The organism is Microbacterium sp. Y547, assembly GCF_057669785.1.
In genome coordinates this window covers 257,645-273,193 of record NZ_JBYHFN010000002.1, presented here as the reverse complement: position 1 = coordinate 273,193, position 15,549 = coordinate 257,645, and the positions used below count along the sequence as shown (strand labels likewise).

The 15,549-nt window shown below is 68.5% G+C and carries 15 protein-coding genes; 11 read left to right on the top strand and 4 right to left on the bottom strand.

Annotated elements, in window-relative coordinates; all coding sequences use genetic code 11:
* Positions 1-3: 3 nt before the first annotated feature.
* Entirely contained in the window at positions 4-1,386 is a 1,383-nt protein-coding gene (locus tag AC25Y0_RS04245; protein WP_488134236.1) for a pyridoxal phosphate-dependent decarboxylase family protein, read from the bottom strand.
* 57 nt (positions 1,387-1,443) lie between these two features.
* Between AC25Y0_RS04245 and AC25Y0_RS04240 the strand changes: the two genes are divergently transcribed.
* From AC25Y0_RS04240 to AC25Y0_RS04205, 8 genes are all read left to right on the top strand, one after another.
* Positions 1,444-2,202: a YebC/PmpR family DNA-binding transcriptional regulator gene (locus AC25Y0_RS04240; protein WP_488123139.1), complete on the top strand. Its 759-nt coding sequence runs from the start codon at positions 1,444-1,446 to the stop codon at positions 2,200-2,202.
* Between the two features lie 67 nt (positions 2,203-2,269).
* Positions 2,270-2,845, top strand: a complete 576-nt coding sequence (gene ruvC, locus AC25Y0_RS04235) for a crossover junction endodeoxyribonuclease RuvC (RefSeq protein ID WP_488134235.1) — start codon at positions 2,270-2,272, stop codon at positions 2,843-2,845.
* Positions 2,846-2,890: 45 nt separating this feature from the next.
* Positions 2,891-3,514 (top strand): Holliday junction branch migration protein RuvA, encoded by a 624-nt coding sequence (gene ruvA / locus AC25Y0_RS04230; protein ID WP_488123137.1) that lies wholly within the window; start codon positions 2,891-2,893, stop codon positions 3,512-3,514.
* Positions 3,507-4,535 carry a Holliday junction branch migration DNA helicase RuvB gene (ruvB, locus tag AC25Y0_RS04225; protein ID WP_488134234.1) on the top strand — a complete coding sequence of 343 codons (1,029 nt, stop codon included), beginning with the start codon at positions 3,507-3,509 and terminating at the stop codon, positions 4,533-4,535. Before ruvA ends, ruvB begins: the two co-directional genes overlap by 8 nt.
* A gap of 80 nt (positions 4,536-4,615) precedes the next feature.
* Entirely contained in the window at positions 4,616-5,071 is a 456-nt protein-coding gene (locus AC25Y0_RS04220; protein WP_488123135.1) for a preprotein translocase subunit YajC, read from the top strand.
* A 41-nt stretch (positions 5,072-5,112) separates the two neighbouring features.
* The gene (secD, locus tag AC25Y0_RS04215) at positions 5,113-6,864 is read left to right on the top strand and encodes a protein translocase subunit SecD (protein ID WP_488123134.1); all 1,752 of its coding nucleotides are present in this window, start codon (positions 5,113-5,115) and stop codon (positions 6,862-6,864) included.
* Positions 6,864-7,853, top strand: coding sequence for a protein translocase subunit SecF (gene secF / locus AC25Y0_RS04210; protein ID WP_488123133.1), 990 nt, complete (start codon positions 6,864-6,866; stop codon positions 7,851-7,853). The genes secD and secF overlap by 1 nt, the downstream gene beginning before the upstream one ends.
* A 57-nt stretch (positions 7,854-7,910) precedes the next feature.
* Positions 7,911-10,160, top strand: coding sequence for a RelA/SpoT family protein (locus tag AC25Y0_RS04205; RefSeq protein ID WP_488134233.1), 2,250 nt, complete (start codon positions 7,911-7,913; stop codon positions 10,158-10,160).
* Here the strand turns inward: AC25Y0_RS04205 and AC25Y0_RS04200 are convergent.
* The 3 genes from AC25Y0_RS04200 to AC25Y0_RS04190 form a co-directional block, all read right to left on the bottom strand.
* Positions 10,139-10,690, bottom strand: a complete 552-nt coding sequence (locus tag AC25Y0_RS04200) for a type IV toxin-antitoxin system AbiEi family antitoxin (protein WP_488123131.1) — start codon at positions 10,688-10,690, stop codon at positions 10,139-10,141. The genes AC25Y0_RS04205 and AC25Y0_RS04200 overlap by 22 nt on opposite strands.
* 91 nt (positions 10,691-10,781) lie before the next feature.
* The gene (locus tag AC25Y0_RS04195; protein WP_488134232.1) at positions 10,782-12,074 is read right to left on the bottom strand and encodes a DUF349 domain-containing protein; all 1,293 of its coding nucleotides are present in this window, start codon (positions 12,072-12,074) and stop codon (positions 10,782-10,784) included.
* 468 nt (positions 12,075-12,542) lie between these two features.
* Positions 12,543-12,881: a dioxygenase gene (locus tag AC25Y0_RS04190; protein WP_488123130.1), complete on the bottom strand. Its 339-nt coding sequence runs from the start codon at positions 12,879-12,881 to the stop codon at positions 12,543-12,545.
* Positions 12,882-13,007: 126 nt separating this feature from the next.
* Between AC25Y0_RS04190 and AC25Y0_RS04185 the strand changes: the two genes are divergently transcribed.
* From AC25Y0_RS04185 to AC25Y0_RS04175, 3 genes are all read left to right on the top strand, one after another.
* The gene (locus AC25Y0_RS04185; protein ID WP_488123429.1) at positions 13,008-14,339 is read left to right on the top strand and encodes a replication-associated recombination protein A; all 1,332 of its coding nucleotides are present in this window, start codon (positions 13,008-13,010) and stop codon (positions 14,337-14,339) included.
* A gap of 191 nt (positions 14,340-14,530) precedes the next feature.
* Positions 14,531-15,160 (top strand): 30S ribosomal protein S4, encoded by a 630-nt coding sequence (rpsD, locus tag AC25Y0_RS04180; protein WP_488123129.1) that lies wholly within the window; start codon positions 14,531-14,533, stop codon positions 15,158-15,160.
* Positions 15,161-15,272: 112 nt separating this feature from the next.
* Positions 15,273-15,503, top strand: coding sequence for an ATPase (locus tag AC25Y0_RS04175; RefSeq protein WP_488123128.1), 231 nt, complete (start codon positions 15,273-15,275; stop codon positions 15,501-15,503).
* The last annotated feature ends 46 nt before the right edge of the window (positions 15,504-15,549 follow it).

Sequence of the window (15,549 nt, the reverse complement as noted above, 5' to 3'; positions counted from 1 at the left end):
CGCTCACGCCCCGGTCGGCACCGTCTCGATGAGGCGCTCGATCGCCGCGAGCGTCCTGTCGATGTCGTCGTCGGTCGTCGCCCACGACGACATCGAGCAGCGCAGCGTCGCGCGGTCGTCCCACTCGGCACCGGTGAGCGCCGCCGTCCCGTCGGCGAGGATCGCGGCACCCAACCGGCGCGTCGCCTCGTCGTGCTCGAGGTGGAACATCACTTGGGTGTACGCCACCTCGTTGACGACGGTGACCCGCGGCATCCGTCGCAGACCCGTCTCGAGGCGCACCGCGTTGCGGTGCAGCCGATCGACGAGGTCGGCGACGCCGCGGCGACCGAGACTGCGCAGCGCCGCCCACGCCGGCACGCCGCGCGCGCGGCGCGACAGCTCGGGATTCACGTCCCACGGGTCAAGGCTCGTGTACATCAGGTAGTCGCCGCCCGTGCGGAACATCGCGATCGCATCGGCGGGGTCGCGGATGATCGCCATGCCGCAGTCGTACGGCACGTTGAGCGTCTTGTGTGCGTCGCTCGTCCACGAGTCGGCGCCTTCGACGCCATCGGTGAGTGAGCGCAGGGAGGGCGAGGCAGCCGCCCACAGGCCGAACGCGCCATCGATGTGCACCCACGCGTCATGCGCTCGGGCGAGCGGAACGAGCTGCGCGAAGGGGTCGAACGCCCCCGTGTGCACTTCACCCGCCTGCAGGCACACGATCGTCGGGATGCCGCGCGCATCCTGCAGCGCCGTGGACAGCCCGTCGGGCAGCATCCGCCCCTCACGGTCGGCGGGCACCACGACGAGCTCATCGGCTCCGATGCCGCAGAAGCGTGCAGCGCGGTCGACGGAGCCGTGCCGCTGTTCGCCCACGATGAGCCGGACCTCTGGCGCGCCGCGCAGCCCTTGACGCGTGAGATCCCACCCGGCCCGGCGCAAAACGGCGTGCTGAGCGGTGGCGAGGCAGACGAAGTTCGACACTTGCGCGCCTGTGACGAATCCGACGGCCGCATCGACGGGCAGCCTGAACAGCTCGCACATCCAACGCCCCGCGATGCGCTCGAGCGCGACGGTCGCGGTCGTCATCGTGCTCGAGCCGGCGTTCTGGTCCCACGCCGAGACGAGCCAGTCGGTCGCCAGGGCGGCGGGGAGGGTTCCGCCGATCACGAAGCCGAAGAATCGGCCCCCCGGAATCGCGACGAGTCCGGGGTCGGCCCGCTCGGCGAGGTCGGTCACGAGTTCGGCGGCATCCTGACCCTCATCCGTCAGCGCGCCGCCGAAGACGGCGAGCATGTCGTCGAGACTCGCGCGCGGCCACACGGGCCGCTCATCGAGCGAGTCGAGGAATCGGGATGCCGCTTCATGAGCCGCCTCGAGGGCGCGCGCCCGGTCGTCCATGCCTCGAGTGTCCTCCCGCTTCGAGTCGCGGGCAACGGGACCCGTAGAATCATCTGCATGTCCGGCCACTCCAAGTGGGCGACGACCAAACACAAGAAGGCCGTCATCGACGCCCGTCGTGCCAAGTCGTTCGCCAAGCTCATCAAGAACATCGAGGTCGCCGCCAAGCTCGGCGGCGCTGACCTCGCAGGCAACCCGACGCTGTACGACGCGGTACAGAAGGCGAAGAAGACCTCTGTCCCCAACGACAACATCGACCGCGCCATCAAGCGCGGTGCGGGTATCGGCGGCGAGTCCATCGAGTACCTGTCGATCATGTACGAGGGCTACGGGCCCAACGGCGTGGCGCTCATGATCGAGTGTCTGACCGACAACAAGAACCGCGCCGCCGCCGAGGTGCGCACGGCGCTGAGCCGCAACGGCGGCAACCTGGCCGATCCCGGCAGCGTCGCGTACAACTTCACGCGCAAGGGCGTCATCGTCGTGTCCGGTGAAGGCGTGTCCGAAGACGACGTCATGCTCGCCGTGCTCGACGCGGGGGCCGAAGAGGTCGAACCGCACCCGCAGGGGTTCCAGGTCGTCACCGAGCCGACCGACCTCGTGACCGTCCGCACGGCGCTTCAGGACGCCGGTATCGACTACGAGTCGGCCGACATCGAGTTCGTTCCCAACCTCAAGGTCGAGATCGACGCCGACACGGCACGCAAGGTGTTCCGAGTGATCGACGCACTCGAAGACAGCGACGACGTGCAGAACGTCTTCAGCAACTTCGACCTGAGCCCCGAGGTGCAGGCCGAGCTCGAATCCGACGACTGATCCGACGGATGCCACCACCCGGGCGCGCCTCGGTGGTGCGGGTCGCGCGCTCGCTTAGCGTGGAGCGGTGACCTCTTCCTCTGCGCGTGGCGTACTGCGAGTCCTCGGGATCGATCCCGGTCTCACGCGGTGCGGTATCGGCGTCGTCGACGTCGCGCGCGACCGCTCGGCCACCCTCGTGCACGTCGGAGTCGTGCGCTCAGCGCCCACAGACCCGATCGAGACGAGGCTCGCGGCGATCGCCGCCGGCATCCGCGCCGTCGTCGATCGGCATTCCCCGGCTGTCATCGCGGTGGAGCGCGTGTTCGCGCAGCAGAACCTGCACACCGTCATGGGAACGGCTCAGGCGAGCGGCATCGCCCTGCTGGTCGCGGGGGAGCGCGGACTGCCCGCCGCGACACATACTCCGAGCGAAGTGAAGGCCGCCATCACCGGCTACGGCAGCGCCGACAAGCGTCAGGTGCAGACGATGGTGGCCCGCATCCTCCGGCTCGACGAGCTGCCCAAGCCCGCCGACGCCGCCGACGCCCTCGCGCTCGCCCTCTGCCACGCGTGGCGCGGTGGACCTGTCTCGGGCACGTTGGCGCCGCTCACCCCCGCGCAGCGCGCGTGGGCAGACGCCGAGCGTGTCAGCCGCCGATAGCGTGTCGGTCGAACATAGATCCGAATCCGCACATAGGCTCGGCTCATGATCTCCTCGCTCCGCGGCACCGCTGTGCACGTCGACACCGATGCCGTCGTGGTCGAGGTCGGGGGAGTCGGCTTCGCAGTCGCCGTGACACCTCAGATCGCGCGCAGCACGGCGGTCGGTGCCGAGATCATGCTGCACACGACGCTCATCGTGCGCGAAGACGCCCTGTCGCTCTTCGGCTTCGAGACGCGCGAAGACCTCGCCGTCTTCGGACTGCTGCTGGGCGTGACGGGCGTCGGCCCGAAGTCCGCGCTCGGCGTGCTGTCGACGCTGACCGTCGGGCAGATCGCGGATGCGGTCGCCGTCGAGGACGACGCGCCGTTCCGACGGGTGTCGGGCATCGGCCCCAAGACCGCCAAGCTCATGGTCGTGCAACTGGCCGGCAAGATCGATGCCCTCGCGGCCACACGCCCGTCGACGGGCGCCGTCGCCGATGCGGGCATCCCCACGCAGGTCGTCCAGGCCCTCGTCGGCCTGGGATGGTCGGAGCGCGTCGCGACCGAGTCGGTCGCGACCGTCGCCGAATCAGCGAGTGACACCGACCGCGCGTCGGTGCCGATTCTGCTGAGGCTCACGCTCGCGGCCCTGGGCCCGGCACGGAAGGAGCCCGTCGGTGGATGATCTGAGAGACGCCGATGAGCCCGTAGACGAGGGCGAGCTCGCGATCGAGGGCGCCCTTCGCCCGGCGTCCCTTGCGGAGTTCGTCGGCCAGCAGAAGGTGCGCGGTCAGCTTCAGCTGCTGCTCGACGCGGCGCGCATGCAGCAGCGACCCGCTGACCACATCCTGCTGTCGGGTCCGCCCGGGCTGGGCAAGACGACGCTCGCCATGATCGTCGCCCACGAGAGCGCACGGCCCCTGCGTCTGTCGAGCGGACCGGCGATCCAGCACGCGGGCGATCTCGCGGCGCTCCTGTCGAGCCTGACTCCCGGCGAAGTCCTCTTCATCGACGAGATCCACCGCATGGCGCGTTCGGCCGAAGAGATGCTGTACCTCGCGATGGAGGACTTCCGCATCGACATCATGGTGGGCAAGGGCGCCGGCGCCACCAGCATCCCTCTCGATCTCGCACCCTTCACGCTCGTCGGCGCGACGACGCGATCGGGTCTCCTTCCCAACCCCCTGCGCGACCGATTCGGCTTCACGGCGCACCTGGAGTTCTACGAACCCCACGAACTGGAGCGGGTACTCGGGCGCTCGGCGCCGATGCTCGGCATCCAGCTGCCCGCGACCCCGCGCGCCGAGATCGCCCGCCGCTCGCGCGGAACACCGCGTATCGCCAACCGTCTGCTGCGCCGTGTGCGGGACTACACGGTGGTCCACGGCGACGGCGCCGCCGCGGATGCCGCGACCGTCGACGCTGCGCTCGACCTCTACGACGTCGACGCTCTGGGGCTGGATCGCCTCGACCGCGCGGTCCTCGACGCGCTCGTAGGCCGGTTCGGAGGCGGGCCCGTGGGCCTCAGCACCCTGGCTGTCGCCGTCGGCGAAGAGCCGGACACCATCGAGTCCGTCGTCGAGCCGTATCTCGTCCGGATCGGCTTCATGGGACGCACTCCGCGCGGCCGCGTCGCGACGCCCGCCGCCTATAACCACCTCGGAACGCCACGCGACTCCGCGGTCCTCGGCTTCAATGACCTATAATCACTGAAGGCTTCTCGCCTACATCCCCTGCAAGGCATCGGCGCCGTGGCGCACGCCTGACCCGAAAGGCACCCCGCCCCATGGAATTCGGTCTCTTCTTCCAGCAGTACGGCCTCATCGTGCTGCTCATCCTGCTGCTCGTCTTCATGTTCTGGAGCTCGCGCCGCCGCATGCAGAAGCAGAAGTCGGAGCAGGAAGAAAAGGCCCGCCAGACCGTTCCCGGCGCCGAGGTGCTGCTGCAAGGCGGCCTGTACGGAACCGTCGTCGAATACGACGGCGAGAACCTCGACCAGCCGGCGATCGTGTCGATCGCTCCCGGCGTCGACATCAAGGTGCACAGCCAGGCGATCCTTCGCGTCGTGAACCCGACCGAGGGATTCGTCACGGAAGACGACTTCATCGAAGCTGAGGAGTCCGAGGCCGAGTACGAGGCGGCCGTCGCCGATGGAGACATCTCCTCGATCAGCGACGACCGCGCCCGCAGGGCCAGCGACGAGTCGCAGCCGGGCAACGAAGACAAAAAGCCCGAGGCCTGACCGGCCCTTCGCGGCCATCCCCCCGAGAGAAGCGAATAACCGTGGCGACATCCACCCCTGTCCGGCACGCCTGGCGCGCGCTCATCGCGCTCGTCGTGACGACAGCCGTCCTATTCGGCATCAATGCACTGGGCGTTTACGTCTTCACTGACGAAGACGGCAAGGGTCAGAGCTCCTGGAGCCCCGACCTGGCGCTCGACCTTCAGGGGGGAACGCAGATCGTCCTGCAGGCACAGACGCCTGACGGCTCCGCGCCCACCGAAGAGCAGATGAACCAGGCGGTCACGATCATCCGCCAGCGCGTCGACGCGTCCGGCGTCGGCGAGGCCGAGGTCGGCACACAAGCCGGCAACCAGATCGTCGTCCAGATCCCGGGCGAGGCCGATGACGAGACACGTGCACGCATCGAGGCGTCCGCGCAGCTCCAGCTGCGCGCCGTGCTCGTAGCGGGCGCCCCCGCGAACACGTTCGTCGGAGAAGACGGCGAATCGACGCCGTACCCGACGCCGGACCCGACGCTCGGAGCGACGCCCACGGTCGAGCCGACCAACGGCAGCGACACGAACTGGATCACGCCCAAGCTCGAGGCCGAGTTCATGGCCTACGACTGCGCGAACCCGACGAACGACCCGGCCAACGCCCCCAAGGACGAGCCTCTCATCACGTGCGACCCGTCCGGGTCCGCGAAGTACCTCCTCGGTCCGGTCGAGCTCGACGGCTCGTCAATCTCGGATGCGACGTTCGGCCTGCAGCAGACCGACGGCCGCTGGGCGGTCAACCTCGTCTTCAACCGCGAGGGCACCAAGACCTTCGGCGAGATCAGCCAGCGCCTCTACGGTGCGCAGCCGCCGCAGGACCAGTTCGCGTTCGTGCTCGACGGCTACATCCTGTCGGCGCCGTCGATGAACGGCGTCATCATGGACGGCAAGCCCAGCATCACGGGCAGCTTCACGCAGGAAACGGCCAAGACGCTCGCCGACCAGCTCAAGTACGGCGCGCTGCCGCTCAGCTTCGAGGTCGTCAGCTCGAACACGATCTCGGCGACGCTCGGTTCGCAGCAGCTCGAGATCGGGCTCATCACGGGTCTCATCGGCCTCATCCTGGTGGCGCTGTACTCGCTCATCGTCTACCGGGCGCTCGGCACCGTGATCATCGCCTCCCTGCTCGTCATGGGTGTCCTGACCTACGTGATGCTCTGCATCCTGGCGTGGCGCATGGGCTTCCGCCTGTCGCTGGCCGGCGTCGCGGGTGTGATCGTGTCGATCGGCTTCACGGCGGACTCGTTCATCATCTACTTCGAGCGAATACGAGATGAGCTGCGAGACGGGAAGTCGATCACGGGCGCAGTCGAGGACGGCTGGTCGCGCGCGAAGCGCACGATCTACATCTCGAAGTCGATCAACATCCTCGCCGCTGTCGTGCTGTACATCCTCGCCGACGCGACCGTGAAGGGCTTCGCGTTCACGCTGGGCCTCACGACCATCATCGACGTCTTCATCTTCATCCTCTTCACACACCCCGTCATGCAGCTGCTGGCGAGGACGAAGTTCTTCGGCGAAGGTCACCCGCTGTCGGGCATGGACCCCGCGGCTCTCGGTGCGGTCTACCGCGGACGCGCGCAATTCCGTGCCCCGGTCTCCGCGACGAGCAAGACACCTGCTGGCAGGCGGGCGGTCAAATCCCGGTCCGAAGCCGTGCGCCGCCAAACCATCGCAGAACGCCGACAAGCCGCCGAACTCGCTTCCCGCGACGCCTCGAAACCCGGCCCGAACGTCAAGGAAGCAGGCGACTGATGCGCAGCATGAGCGAGCTCGGCAACGACCTCTACACCGGCAAGACATCCTTCCCGTTCGTCGGGCGGCGCAAGCTGTGGTTCATCATCGCGGCTGTGCTCGTGATCGGATCGGTCCTCGTGCCGTTCATCCGGCCCGTGCAGTTCTCGATCGAGTTCACGGGTGGATCGCAGTTCACCGTGTCGGGGCTGTCCAGTCCTGAGCAGTCGCTGGCAACCGATGCCGTGCACACGGTGGTGCCCGGCGCAACGACCAAGGTCACGACGATCGGCGACACCGCCGTGCGCGTGCAGACCGACCAGATGACCGAGGCGGAGACCCGCGCCGTCACCGTTGCTCTGGCCGACGAGTTCGACGTTCCCGAGAGTGAAGTGACGGCGTCCTTCATCGGCCCCACCTGGGGTGCCGATGTGACCCGTCAGTCGCTGTGGGGACTCGCGATCTTCCTCGCCCTGACCTTCATCATCCTCGCGCTGTACTTCCGTACGTGGAAGATGTCGGTCGCCGCGATCATCGGCGTCCTCGATGTGCTCGTCGTCACGGTCGGCATCTACGCGGCCTTCGGCTTCGAGATCTCGCCCGCCGCCGTCATCGGCTTCCTGACGATCCTCTCCTATGCGCTGTACGACACCGCCGTGGTGTTCGACAAGATCAAGGAGAATACGAACGAAGACGGGGAAGTGTCCGGCCGAACATTCGGCGAATCGGTCAACCTCGCGGTGAACCAGACCTTGGTGCGCTCGATCAACACGACCGTCGTCGCGATTCTGCCGACCGGCGCGATCCTGTTCATCGGCTCGCTCTGGCTCGGCGCGCAGACCCTCACGGATATCTCGCTGTCGATCTTCGTCGGAACCATCGTCGCGGCTTACTCGACGATCTTCGTCGCCTCGCCTCTCTACTCGCTGATGCGCGAGAAAGAGCCGGCGATCGCGGCACGCGACGAGCGTGTTCTGGCGGCGCGTGAACTGGCGGGCGTCCCCGCCTGACCCTTTCGCCCGTTCCGCGGGCTTAAGATGGCAGGTCGGGGGAGGGAGGTCGATCGCATGGCGGAGACGCTCCCTCCTGCCCACCCGTCGTCGCTGCGCCGACTCGTCCCGCGCATCTTCTCGCGGGCCGCCCGACGCGACGACGTCGAGAAGCTTCTGCGCACGGTGCGGACGAACCACCCCAAGGGTGACCTCTCGATCATCGAGCGGGCCTACGGGGTCGCTGCCGACGCGCACCGCGACCAGAAGCGCCAGAGCGGTGAGCCGTACATCACCCACCCGCTCGCCGTCGCGCAGATCCTGGCCGACATGGGCCTCGGCCCGAAGGCGATCGCGGCCGCACTGCTGCACGACACCGTCGAGGACACCGGCTACGCGCTGGACACCCTCGCGGCCGAGTTCGGCGACGAGGTCGCGATGCTCGTGGACGGCGTCACGAAGCTCGACAAGGTCAAGTACGGCGACAGCGCGCAGGCCGAGACCGTACGCAAGATGATCGTCGCGATGTCCAAGGACATCCGCGTCCTGCTCATCAAGCTGGCCGACCGACTTCACAACGCCCGGACGTGGGGGTTCGTGCCGACCCATAAGGCTGCCAAGAAGGCGACGGAGACGCTCGAGATCTACGCGCCGCTCGCGCACCGCCTCGGCATCCAGACGATCAAATCCGAGCTCGAGGACCTGTCTTTCGCCGTCCTGCACCCGAAGATCTACGCCGAGATCGACTCTCTCGTGCGCCAGCGCACCCCGCAGCGCGAACAGTACGTGCAGAACGTGATCGACGCCGTCGACGCAGATCTGCGAGATCTGCGCATCCGCGGCCGCGTCATGGGCCGCCCCAAGCAGCTGTACTCGGTGTACCAGAAGATGATCGTCCGCGGTCGCGAGTTCGACGACATCTACGACCTCATCGGCATCCGGATCCTCGTCGGCAGTGTGCGCGACTGCTACGCCGTGCTCGGTTCCATCCACGCACGGTGGACGCCGCTGCCTGGCCGGTTCAAGGACTACATCGCCACGCCGAAGTTCAACCTCTACCAATCGCTGCACACGACGGTCATCGGCCCCGGCGGGCGCACGGTCGAGATCCAGATCCGCACGAACGAGATGCACCAGCAAGCCGAGTTCGGCGTCGCCGCGCACTGGAAGTACAAGGAGCGGATGAACGGCGGCAAGGCTGATGCCAAGTCGCTCGACACCGACATGGCTTGGCTCGCGCACATCTCGGACTGGCAGGCCGAGACCGCCGACCCCGGTGAGTTCCTCGATTCGCTGCGGTTCGAGATCGGCGCGAAAGAGGTGTACGTCTTCACCCCCAAGGGTCGGGTGATCGGACTCCCCGCCGGCGCGACTCCCGTCGACTTTGCCTACGCCGTGCACACCGAGATCGGTCACCGCACGATGGGCGCCAAGGTGAACGGGCGGCTCGTTCCCCTCGAGACGACGCTGAAGAGCGGCGACGTCGTCGAGGCGTTCACGTCGAAGAACCCCGACGCGGGCCCCAGTCAGGACTGGCTCGGCTTCGTCACGAGCACGCGGGCGCGCAGCAAGATCCGCGGATGGTTCACGAAGGAGCGGCGCGAGGAAGCGATCGAGCAGGGCAAGGAATCCATTGCGCGCGCGATGCGCCGGCAGAACCTGCCGTTGCAGCGCCTGATGAGCCAGGATTCGTTCACCGAGGTTGCGCAGCAGCTGCGCTACGAAGACGTCTCGGCGCTGTACGCCGCCGTCGGCGAAGGCCACGTCTCGACGCAGTCGGTGATCGAGAAGGTCACGGCGCTCATCAACGTCAACGACACCGCGACTGGCCCCATCGATCTGCCGCAGCTCGGGCGCGCCCGCGCGCCGCGCGGCGGCGACTCCGGCATCCTCGTTCGCGGCGCACCCGACATCCTCGTCAAGCTCGCCAAGTGCTGCACGCCGGTGCCCGGCGACGAGATCATGGGATTCGTGACGCGGGGAAGCGGCGTCTCCGTGCACCGCGCCGACTGCACCAACGTCGCCTCGCTCACACAGGACGCCGAGCGCCTCATCGATGTCGAGTGGGCCCCGACGTCGAAGAGCGTCTTCCTCGTGCAGATCCAGGTCGAGGCCCTCGACCGCGCGGGCCTGCTCAGCGATGTCACCCGTGTTCTCAGCGAGCATCACGTCAACATCCTGTCGGCGACCGTCACCACCTCGAACAACCGCCTCGCGATCAGCAGGTTCGTCTTCGAGATGGGGGACATCGTCCACCTCGACCGGGTCCTCAATGCGGTGCGCCGCGTGGATGCGGTCTATGACGTCTACCGCGTCACGTCGTCCTGACCGAGCGCGCGCAGGCGCTCTCGCCCGACCTTCTTGTGCGGCACCCCCGCGTGCTGCGCGAGCCACGTGTCCGCCTCGTGGACGGCTTCAGGCCTGTCGCCGGCGAGTGCCCGGGCAGCCGCTGCGTGGGCGTCGTCATCGACGCGTACGAGGTCGGCGAGCGTGCGCCCCGGCGTCGTGACCCAGACGCCGCCGATCAGCTGCAGATCTTCTGCCGCTACGGCGGGGTCGCGATAGAGGAGTCGCACGTCGATGACGGCGTGCAGCCGTCGACGGGTCGCGCGCTGGACCGTGTGCCGGGCGGGTGGCGCGGTGATCACGCCGTGCACCCAGGCGGCCGTGAGGTGGGTCGCCGCGAGCGTCTCACCGAGGATGCCGCGCAGGGATCCCGCCCGCAGGGCCGCAGTCTCGACGGCATCCGCCGGGATGAACGCGTCACCGAGTTCGACGACGTGCCCATCGAGCCTCGCGGCAGACAGCTCGGCCTCGGACAGCCGGCCGCCGGGGAAGTACAGAAACGGCGAGCTCATGACGGAAGTGTGTCTGACCCAGACGCCGGTCCTGACGCAGATCGGCCCGGTTGTGGACAACCGGGCCGATCTGGAGGTGCGGGAGGTTCGCTCAGCCGCCGAGTGCCTTGAGCCAGCCGCGACGCGCTTCGAGCGCTTCGGTCGCCTTCGCGATCGCACGCTTGTCGCCCGACACGTTCGCGGCGTCGAGCTCCTGCTCGAGCTTCTCGATCGCGTCCGTGAGCTGACGCGTCATGTCGTTCGCGCGCGCCTTGGTCTCGGGGTTGTTGCGCTTCCAGTCGGCCTCTTCGCGCGTGCGCAGGGCCTGCTCGATCTTGCGCAGGTCGTCATCGAGGCCACGCTCAGTGTCGCGGGGGAACACGCGCCCGATGTCGTCCCACCGCCGCTGGATGCTCGTGAGCGCCGCGCGGGCCTTCGCGATGTCGGGCTCATCGGCGATCGTCTTGGCTTCGACGAGCAGTTCGCGCTTCGCCTCGATCTTCTCGCGCGATGCTTCGATGTCGGCGGCTTCGCGCTCGCCTCGCGCCGAGTAGAGCGCGTCTCCGGCGGCCTTGAAGCGTGCCCACAGGGCGTCGTCGGCCTTCTTGCCCGCACGGCCGGCAGTCTTCCACTGGTCGAGCAGCTCGCGATACGCCGCGATGCCGTCCTCACCCTTGGGCGCCAGGGCCTCGGCGCGCTCGATGAGCTTCGTCTTGCGCTCGCGCACCTCTTTGTGGGAGTCGTCGAGCTGCGCATAGAACTCGCGGCGGTGCTTGTCGACCGTCGAACGCGCGTCGCGGAAACGCTTCCACAGCTGCTGCGCGGTCGACTTCGGCAGACGCGGGGCGTTCTGCTGCTGCGACTGCCACTGCTCGAACAGATCGGCCATGTCAGCCGATGCCTGCTTCCACTGCACCGTCTTGGGGTCGCGGGCCGCGAGCGTCTCGGCCTGCTCGACCAGGGTCGTGCGGGCGCGTACGGCCTCATCGACAGCCTGACGTGCAGCGGCGGCTTCCGTCGCGGATGCCTCCGAGAGAGCCTCGGTGAGCGCGCCGAGGCGTGCTGCGAGACCGGCGAGGTCGCCGACGGCCGCGGCGTCTGTGGTGCGGGCGAGCAGAGCGCGGGCGGCCGAACGCAGGTCGGAGGCCGAAGCCCCGCCCCGGCGGTGGCGTGCTTCGAGCAGCGACACCTCGCCCGCGAGATCTGTGTACTTGCGCTCGAAGTATGCGAGAGCTTCGGCGGGGGTGCCGTCGGGGTACTGACCGACGATGCGCCATCCCGCGGCTTCTCGCACCGAGACCGTGCCGTCGTCGTCGACGCGCCCCCAGGGCTCGCCGCCCGCAGCGGACGCCTCTGCGTCTGCAAGGGGCTTGGCGGGCGCCGCAGCGGCCGGCGGCGCCGGCACAGCGCGCGGGCGCGGCGTGGGGATGGGCGACGGGGCGGGTGTCGCGGCCTCACCGGCGGGCTCCGCAGGTGCCTCGGCGTCAGCGGCGGGTGCCGCCTCGGCTTCCGGNGGCGTCAGCGGCGGGTGCCGCCTCGGCTTCCGGCTCCGCAGGTGCCTCGGTGTCAGCGGCGGGTGCCGCCTCGGCTTCCGACTCCGCAGCGGGCTCGGCGTCAGCGGCGGGTGCCGCCTCGGCTTCCGGCTCCGCAGCGGGCTCGGCGTCAGCGGGCGGTGCCGCCTCGACGTCGGAGGTCGGAGTCGCCTCGGCGCCGGGGACCGGCGTCGTGTCGTCTTCGGGGGACAGGGGAGTGGGCTCTGCGTCGGCAGTCACGGGTTGCACCTCATCGCGGCCTCGCCGCCTGTGGGGGATGGACGCGTCAAGCCTAGTACGCGAGCTTCATCGCACGACGTCTCGACAGCGGTGTTCTCGGGTCAGGGTGTGGAGGTCGGCTCGGGCTCGGGAAGCTCCGTGTCGACGGGCTCGGGAACGGGGGTCTCGGATCCGACCGGGTCGGGCAGCGTCGGCAGCGCCGGCGGCGTCGTGATCGACGTCGGCTCGGGCTCAGGCACCGGCACACCCGGCCCGACGGTGAAGTAGAGAGTCTGTACGACGACGATCGCGACGATGGCGAGTCCGCCGCCGATGCCGGCGATCAGATTGTCGCGTGTGCGGCGACGGGTCTGACTCTCATGAAACGCCTGACGCGCCTGGTACACCCGCGACCGTTCGCGCGTTTCACGCGCACCACGGTCCTTTCCCACGCTGGACACGGGACCTCCTTTTCCGGGTGAGCCCCGGGCCGGGACGATCCTATTCAGAACGCAGGCCCACGGCAAAAGACGTGTGCGACGAACAGGCCCCATGTCGGTCGACGCGATTAGCCTGGACAGGTGACTGTGCCCCCTCCGACCGCGCTCTTTCAGGGTCAGACGCCCCTCGCGGTGAGGATGCGACCGACCTCGCTCGATGAGGTCGCCGGTCAAGGACATCTCCTCGCGCCCGGCTCGCCCCTGGTCACCCTCGCCGATTCCGAGGCGTCGACGCGCGCTGCGACGTCGGTGATCCTGTGGGGCCCGCCCGGCACCGGAAAGACGACGCTCGCGCAGGCGATCGCCCGGTCGTCGGGGCGGCGCTTCGTCGAACTCTCCGCGGTCACCGCCGGCGTGAAAGACGTGCGTGAGGTCATGCAGGACGCACTGACGCAGCGCGATCTTTACGGCAACTCGACGATCCTGTTCCTCGACGAGATCCACCGCTTCACGAAGGCCCAGCAGGACGCACTGCTGCCGGGCGTCGAGAACGGCTGGGTCGTGCTGATCGCCGCGACGACCGAGAATCCCTCCTTCTCGGTGATCTCGCCGCTGCTGTCGCGCTCGCTCCTGCTGACGCTGCGCCCTCTCACCGACGATGATCTGCGGATGCTGCTGACCCGGGCAACGACCGACCCTCGGGGCCTCCACGGTGCGGTCACACTGCCCGATGAAGCCCGCGACGCGATCGTGCGCCTCGCGTCGGGCGACGCCCGCCGGGCTCTCACGACGCTCGAGGCCGCGGCATCCCTCGCGATCGAGACGAACAGCGACGCCGACGCTCCGACCATCACACCCGACCACATCTCGCAGGCCGTCGATCGCGCCCTGCTGCGCTACGACCGGCAGGGTGACGAGCACTACGACGTCATCAGCGCGTTCATCAAGTCGATCCGCGGCTCCGACGTCGACGCGTCGCTGCACTATCTCGCGCGCATGATCGAAGCGGGCGAAGACCCGCGCTTCATCGCACGCCGCCTCATCATCTCGGCGGCAGAAGACATCGGGCTGGCCGACCCGCACGCGCTGCCGCTCGCGGTCGCCGCCGCCGACGCCGTTCAGTTCATCGGCATGCCCGAGGGGCGCATCCCGCTGGCCGAGGCGACGGCGTATCTCGCGACGACGGCGAAATCCAACGCCGCGTACAGCGCCATCGACAAGGCGATCGCCGATGTCCGCGCGGGCGGATTCGGACGTGTACCGGCCCATCTGCGCGACGCGCACTATCCCGGCGCGAAGCGTCTCGGGCACGGCAAGGGGTATCGATACCCGCACGCCGCCGAGATCGGCATCGTGGCGCAGCAGTATCTGCCCGACGAGCTCCGCGGGCGCCGTTACTACGAGCCGAAGGCGCTCGGCGCCGAGCGCGATCTGCAGGCGCGTCTCGAGAAGATCCGCCGGATCCTCGACGGGGAGTGACTCCGGAATGAGCGGCGCAACCGCCGCGTCGCCGGGCTGGTAGACTTGACCGGCTTGAAACCGAGTTTTCGGGCATCCCCACCCTCTTGACCGACCTTCCGGTGTGCCCCGACGTGCACATCGCCAGGGCGAGGAGCGGGAGATACGTCCGTGAGCCGTGAAAGACACGGCCACGTCTTCGGAAGGCAATCATGGCTTCGAAAGCCCAGGACCGCCGCAAGGTCCGCCTCTCGCGCGCTCTCGGCATCGCGCTGACCCCCAAGGCCGCCAAGTACCTCGAGAAGCGTCCGTACGCTCCGGGAGAGCACGGCCGCACCAAGCGCAAGCAGGACAGCGACTACGCCGTCCGTCTTCGCGAGAAGCAGCGTCTGCGCGAGCAGTACAACATCCGCGAAGCGCAGCTGCGCATCCAGTTCGAAGAGGCCCGCCGCAAGGACGGCCTGACGGGTGAGAACCTCGTCGAGCAGCTCGAGATGCGTCTGGACGCGCTCGTCGTGCGTGCTGGCTTCGCCCGCACCATGGCACAGGCTCGCCAGCTCGTCGTGCACCGCCACATTCTCGTCGACGGCCAGCTCGTCGACCGCCCGTCGTTCCGCGTGAAGCCGGGTCAGCTCATCCACGTCAAGCCGAAGAGCGAGGCGCTCGAGCCGTTCCAGGTCGCCGCCGCCGGTGGACACGCCGAGGTCCTTCCTCCCGTGCCGCCGTACCTCCAGGTCGACCTCGACAAGCTGCAGGCCCGTCTCGAGCGTCGCCCCAAGCGCGCCGAGGTGCCCGTCGTCTGTGACGTCCAGCTCGTCGTCGAGTACTACGCCGCGCGCTGACGTCACGTCGTCAGTACCGCACGAAGGGCGCCGGGGAATCCCGGCGCCCTTCGTCGTTTCCGCCTACGATGGACCCAGCCGCGACTCGCGGCGTTCGCGAGAGAATGGTCACATGAAGAACCTGCTGTGGTTTCTGCTCGGCATCGTGAGCGGCTTCATCGCCGCGCACCTCGTCAACAAAGACCCGCGTGGCCAAGAACTGCTCGCCGAGGTCGATACGCGCATCACCGAATTCACCGATCGCATGGGCGATGCCTACCGCGATCAGGAATCGCGGATAGCGGAACTCGTCTCCGACACCGCATCGGCTGTCGCAGACTCCGCTCGTTCGACCTCCGACTGACCACCCACCACGAACCGTCGACGGTGACCCGGCCGCCGACGTTTCC

Excerpts from the sequence above, each read along its gene's own strand:
- AC25Y0_RS04200 (WP_488123131.1), bottom strand. The coding sequence starts at position 10,690 with ATGAGCTCGCCGTTTCTGTACTTCCCCGGCGGCCGGCTGTCCGAGGCC.
- AC25Y0_RS04240 (WP_488123139.1), top strand. The coding sequence starts at position 1,444 with ATGTCCGGCCACTCCAAGTGGGCGACGACCAAACACAAGAAGGCCGTC.
- secF (WP_488123133.1), top strand. The coding sequence starts at position 6,864 with ATGCGCAGCATGAGCGAGCTCGGCAACGACCTCTACACCGGCAAGACA.
- rpsD (WP_488123129.1), top strand. The coding sequence starts at position 14,531 with ATGGCTTCGAAAGCCCAGGACCGCCGCAAGGTCCGCCTCTCGCGCGCT.
- AC25Y0_RS04175 (WP_488123128.1), top strand. The coding sequence starts at position 15,273 with ATGAAGAACCTGCTGTGGTTTCTGCTCGGCATCGTGAGCGGCTTCATC.
- ruvA (WP_488123137.1), top strand. The coding sequence starts at position 2,891 with ATGATCTCCTCGCTCCGCGGCACCGCTGTGCACGTCGACACCGATGCC.
- AC25Y0_RS04205 (WP_488134233.1), top strand. The coding sequence starts at position 7,911 with ATGGCGGAGACGCTCCCTCCTGCCCACCCGTCGTCGCTGCGCCGACTC.
- AC25Y0_RS04245 (WP_488134236.1), bottom strand. The coding sequence starts at position 1,386 with ATGGACGACCGGGCGCGCGCCCTCGAGGCGGCTCATGAAGCGGCATCC.
- AC25Y0_RS04220 (WP_488123135.1), top strand. The coding sequence starts at position 4,616 with ATGGAATTCGGTCTCTTCTTCCAGCAGTACGGCCTCATCGTGCTGCTC.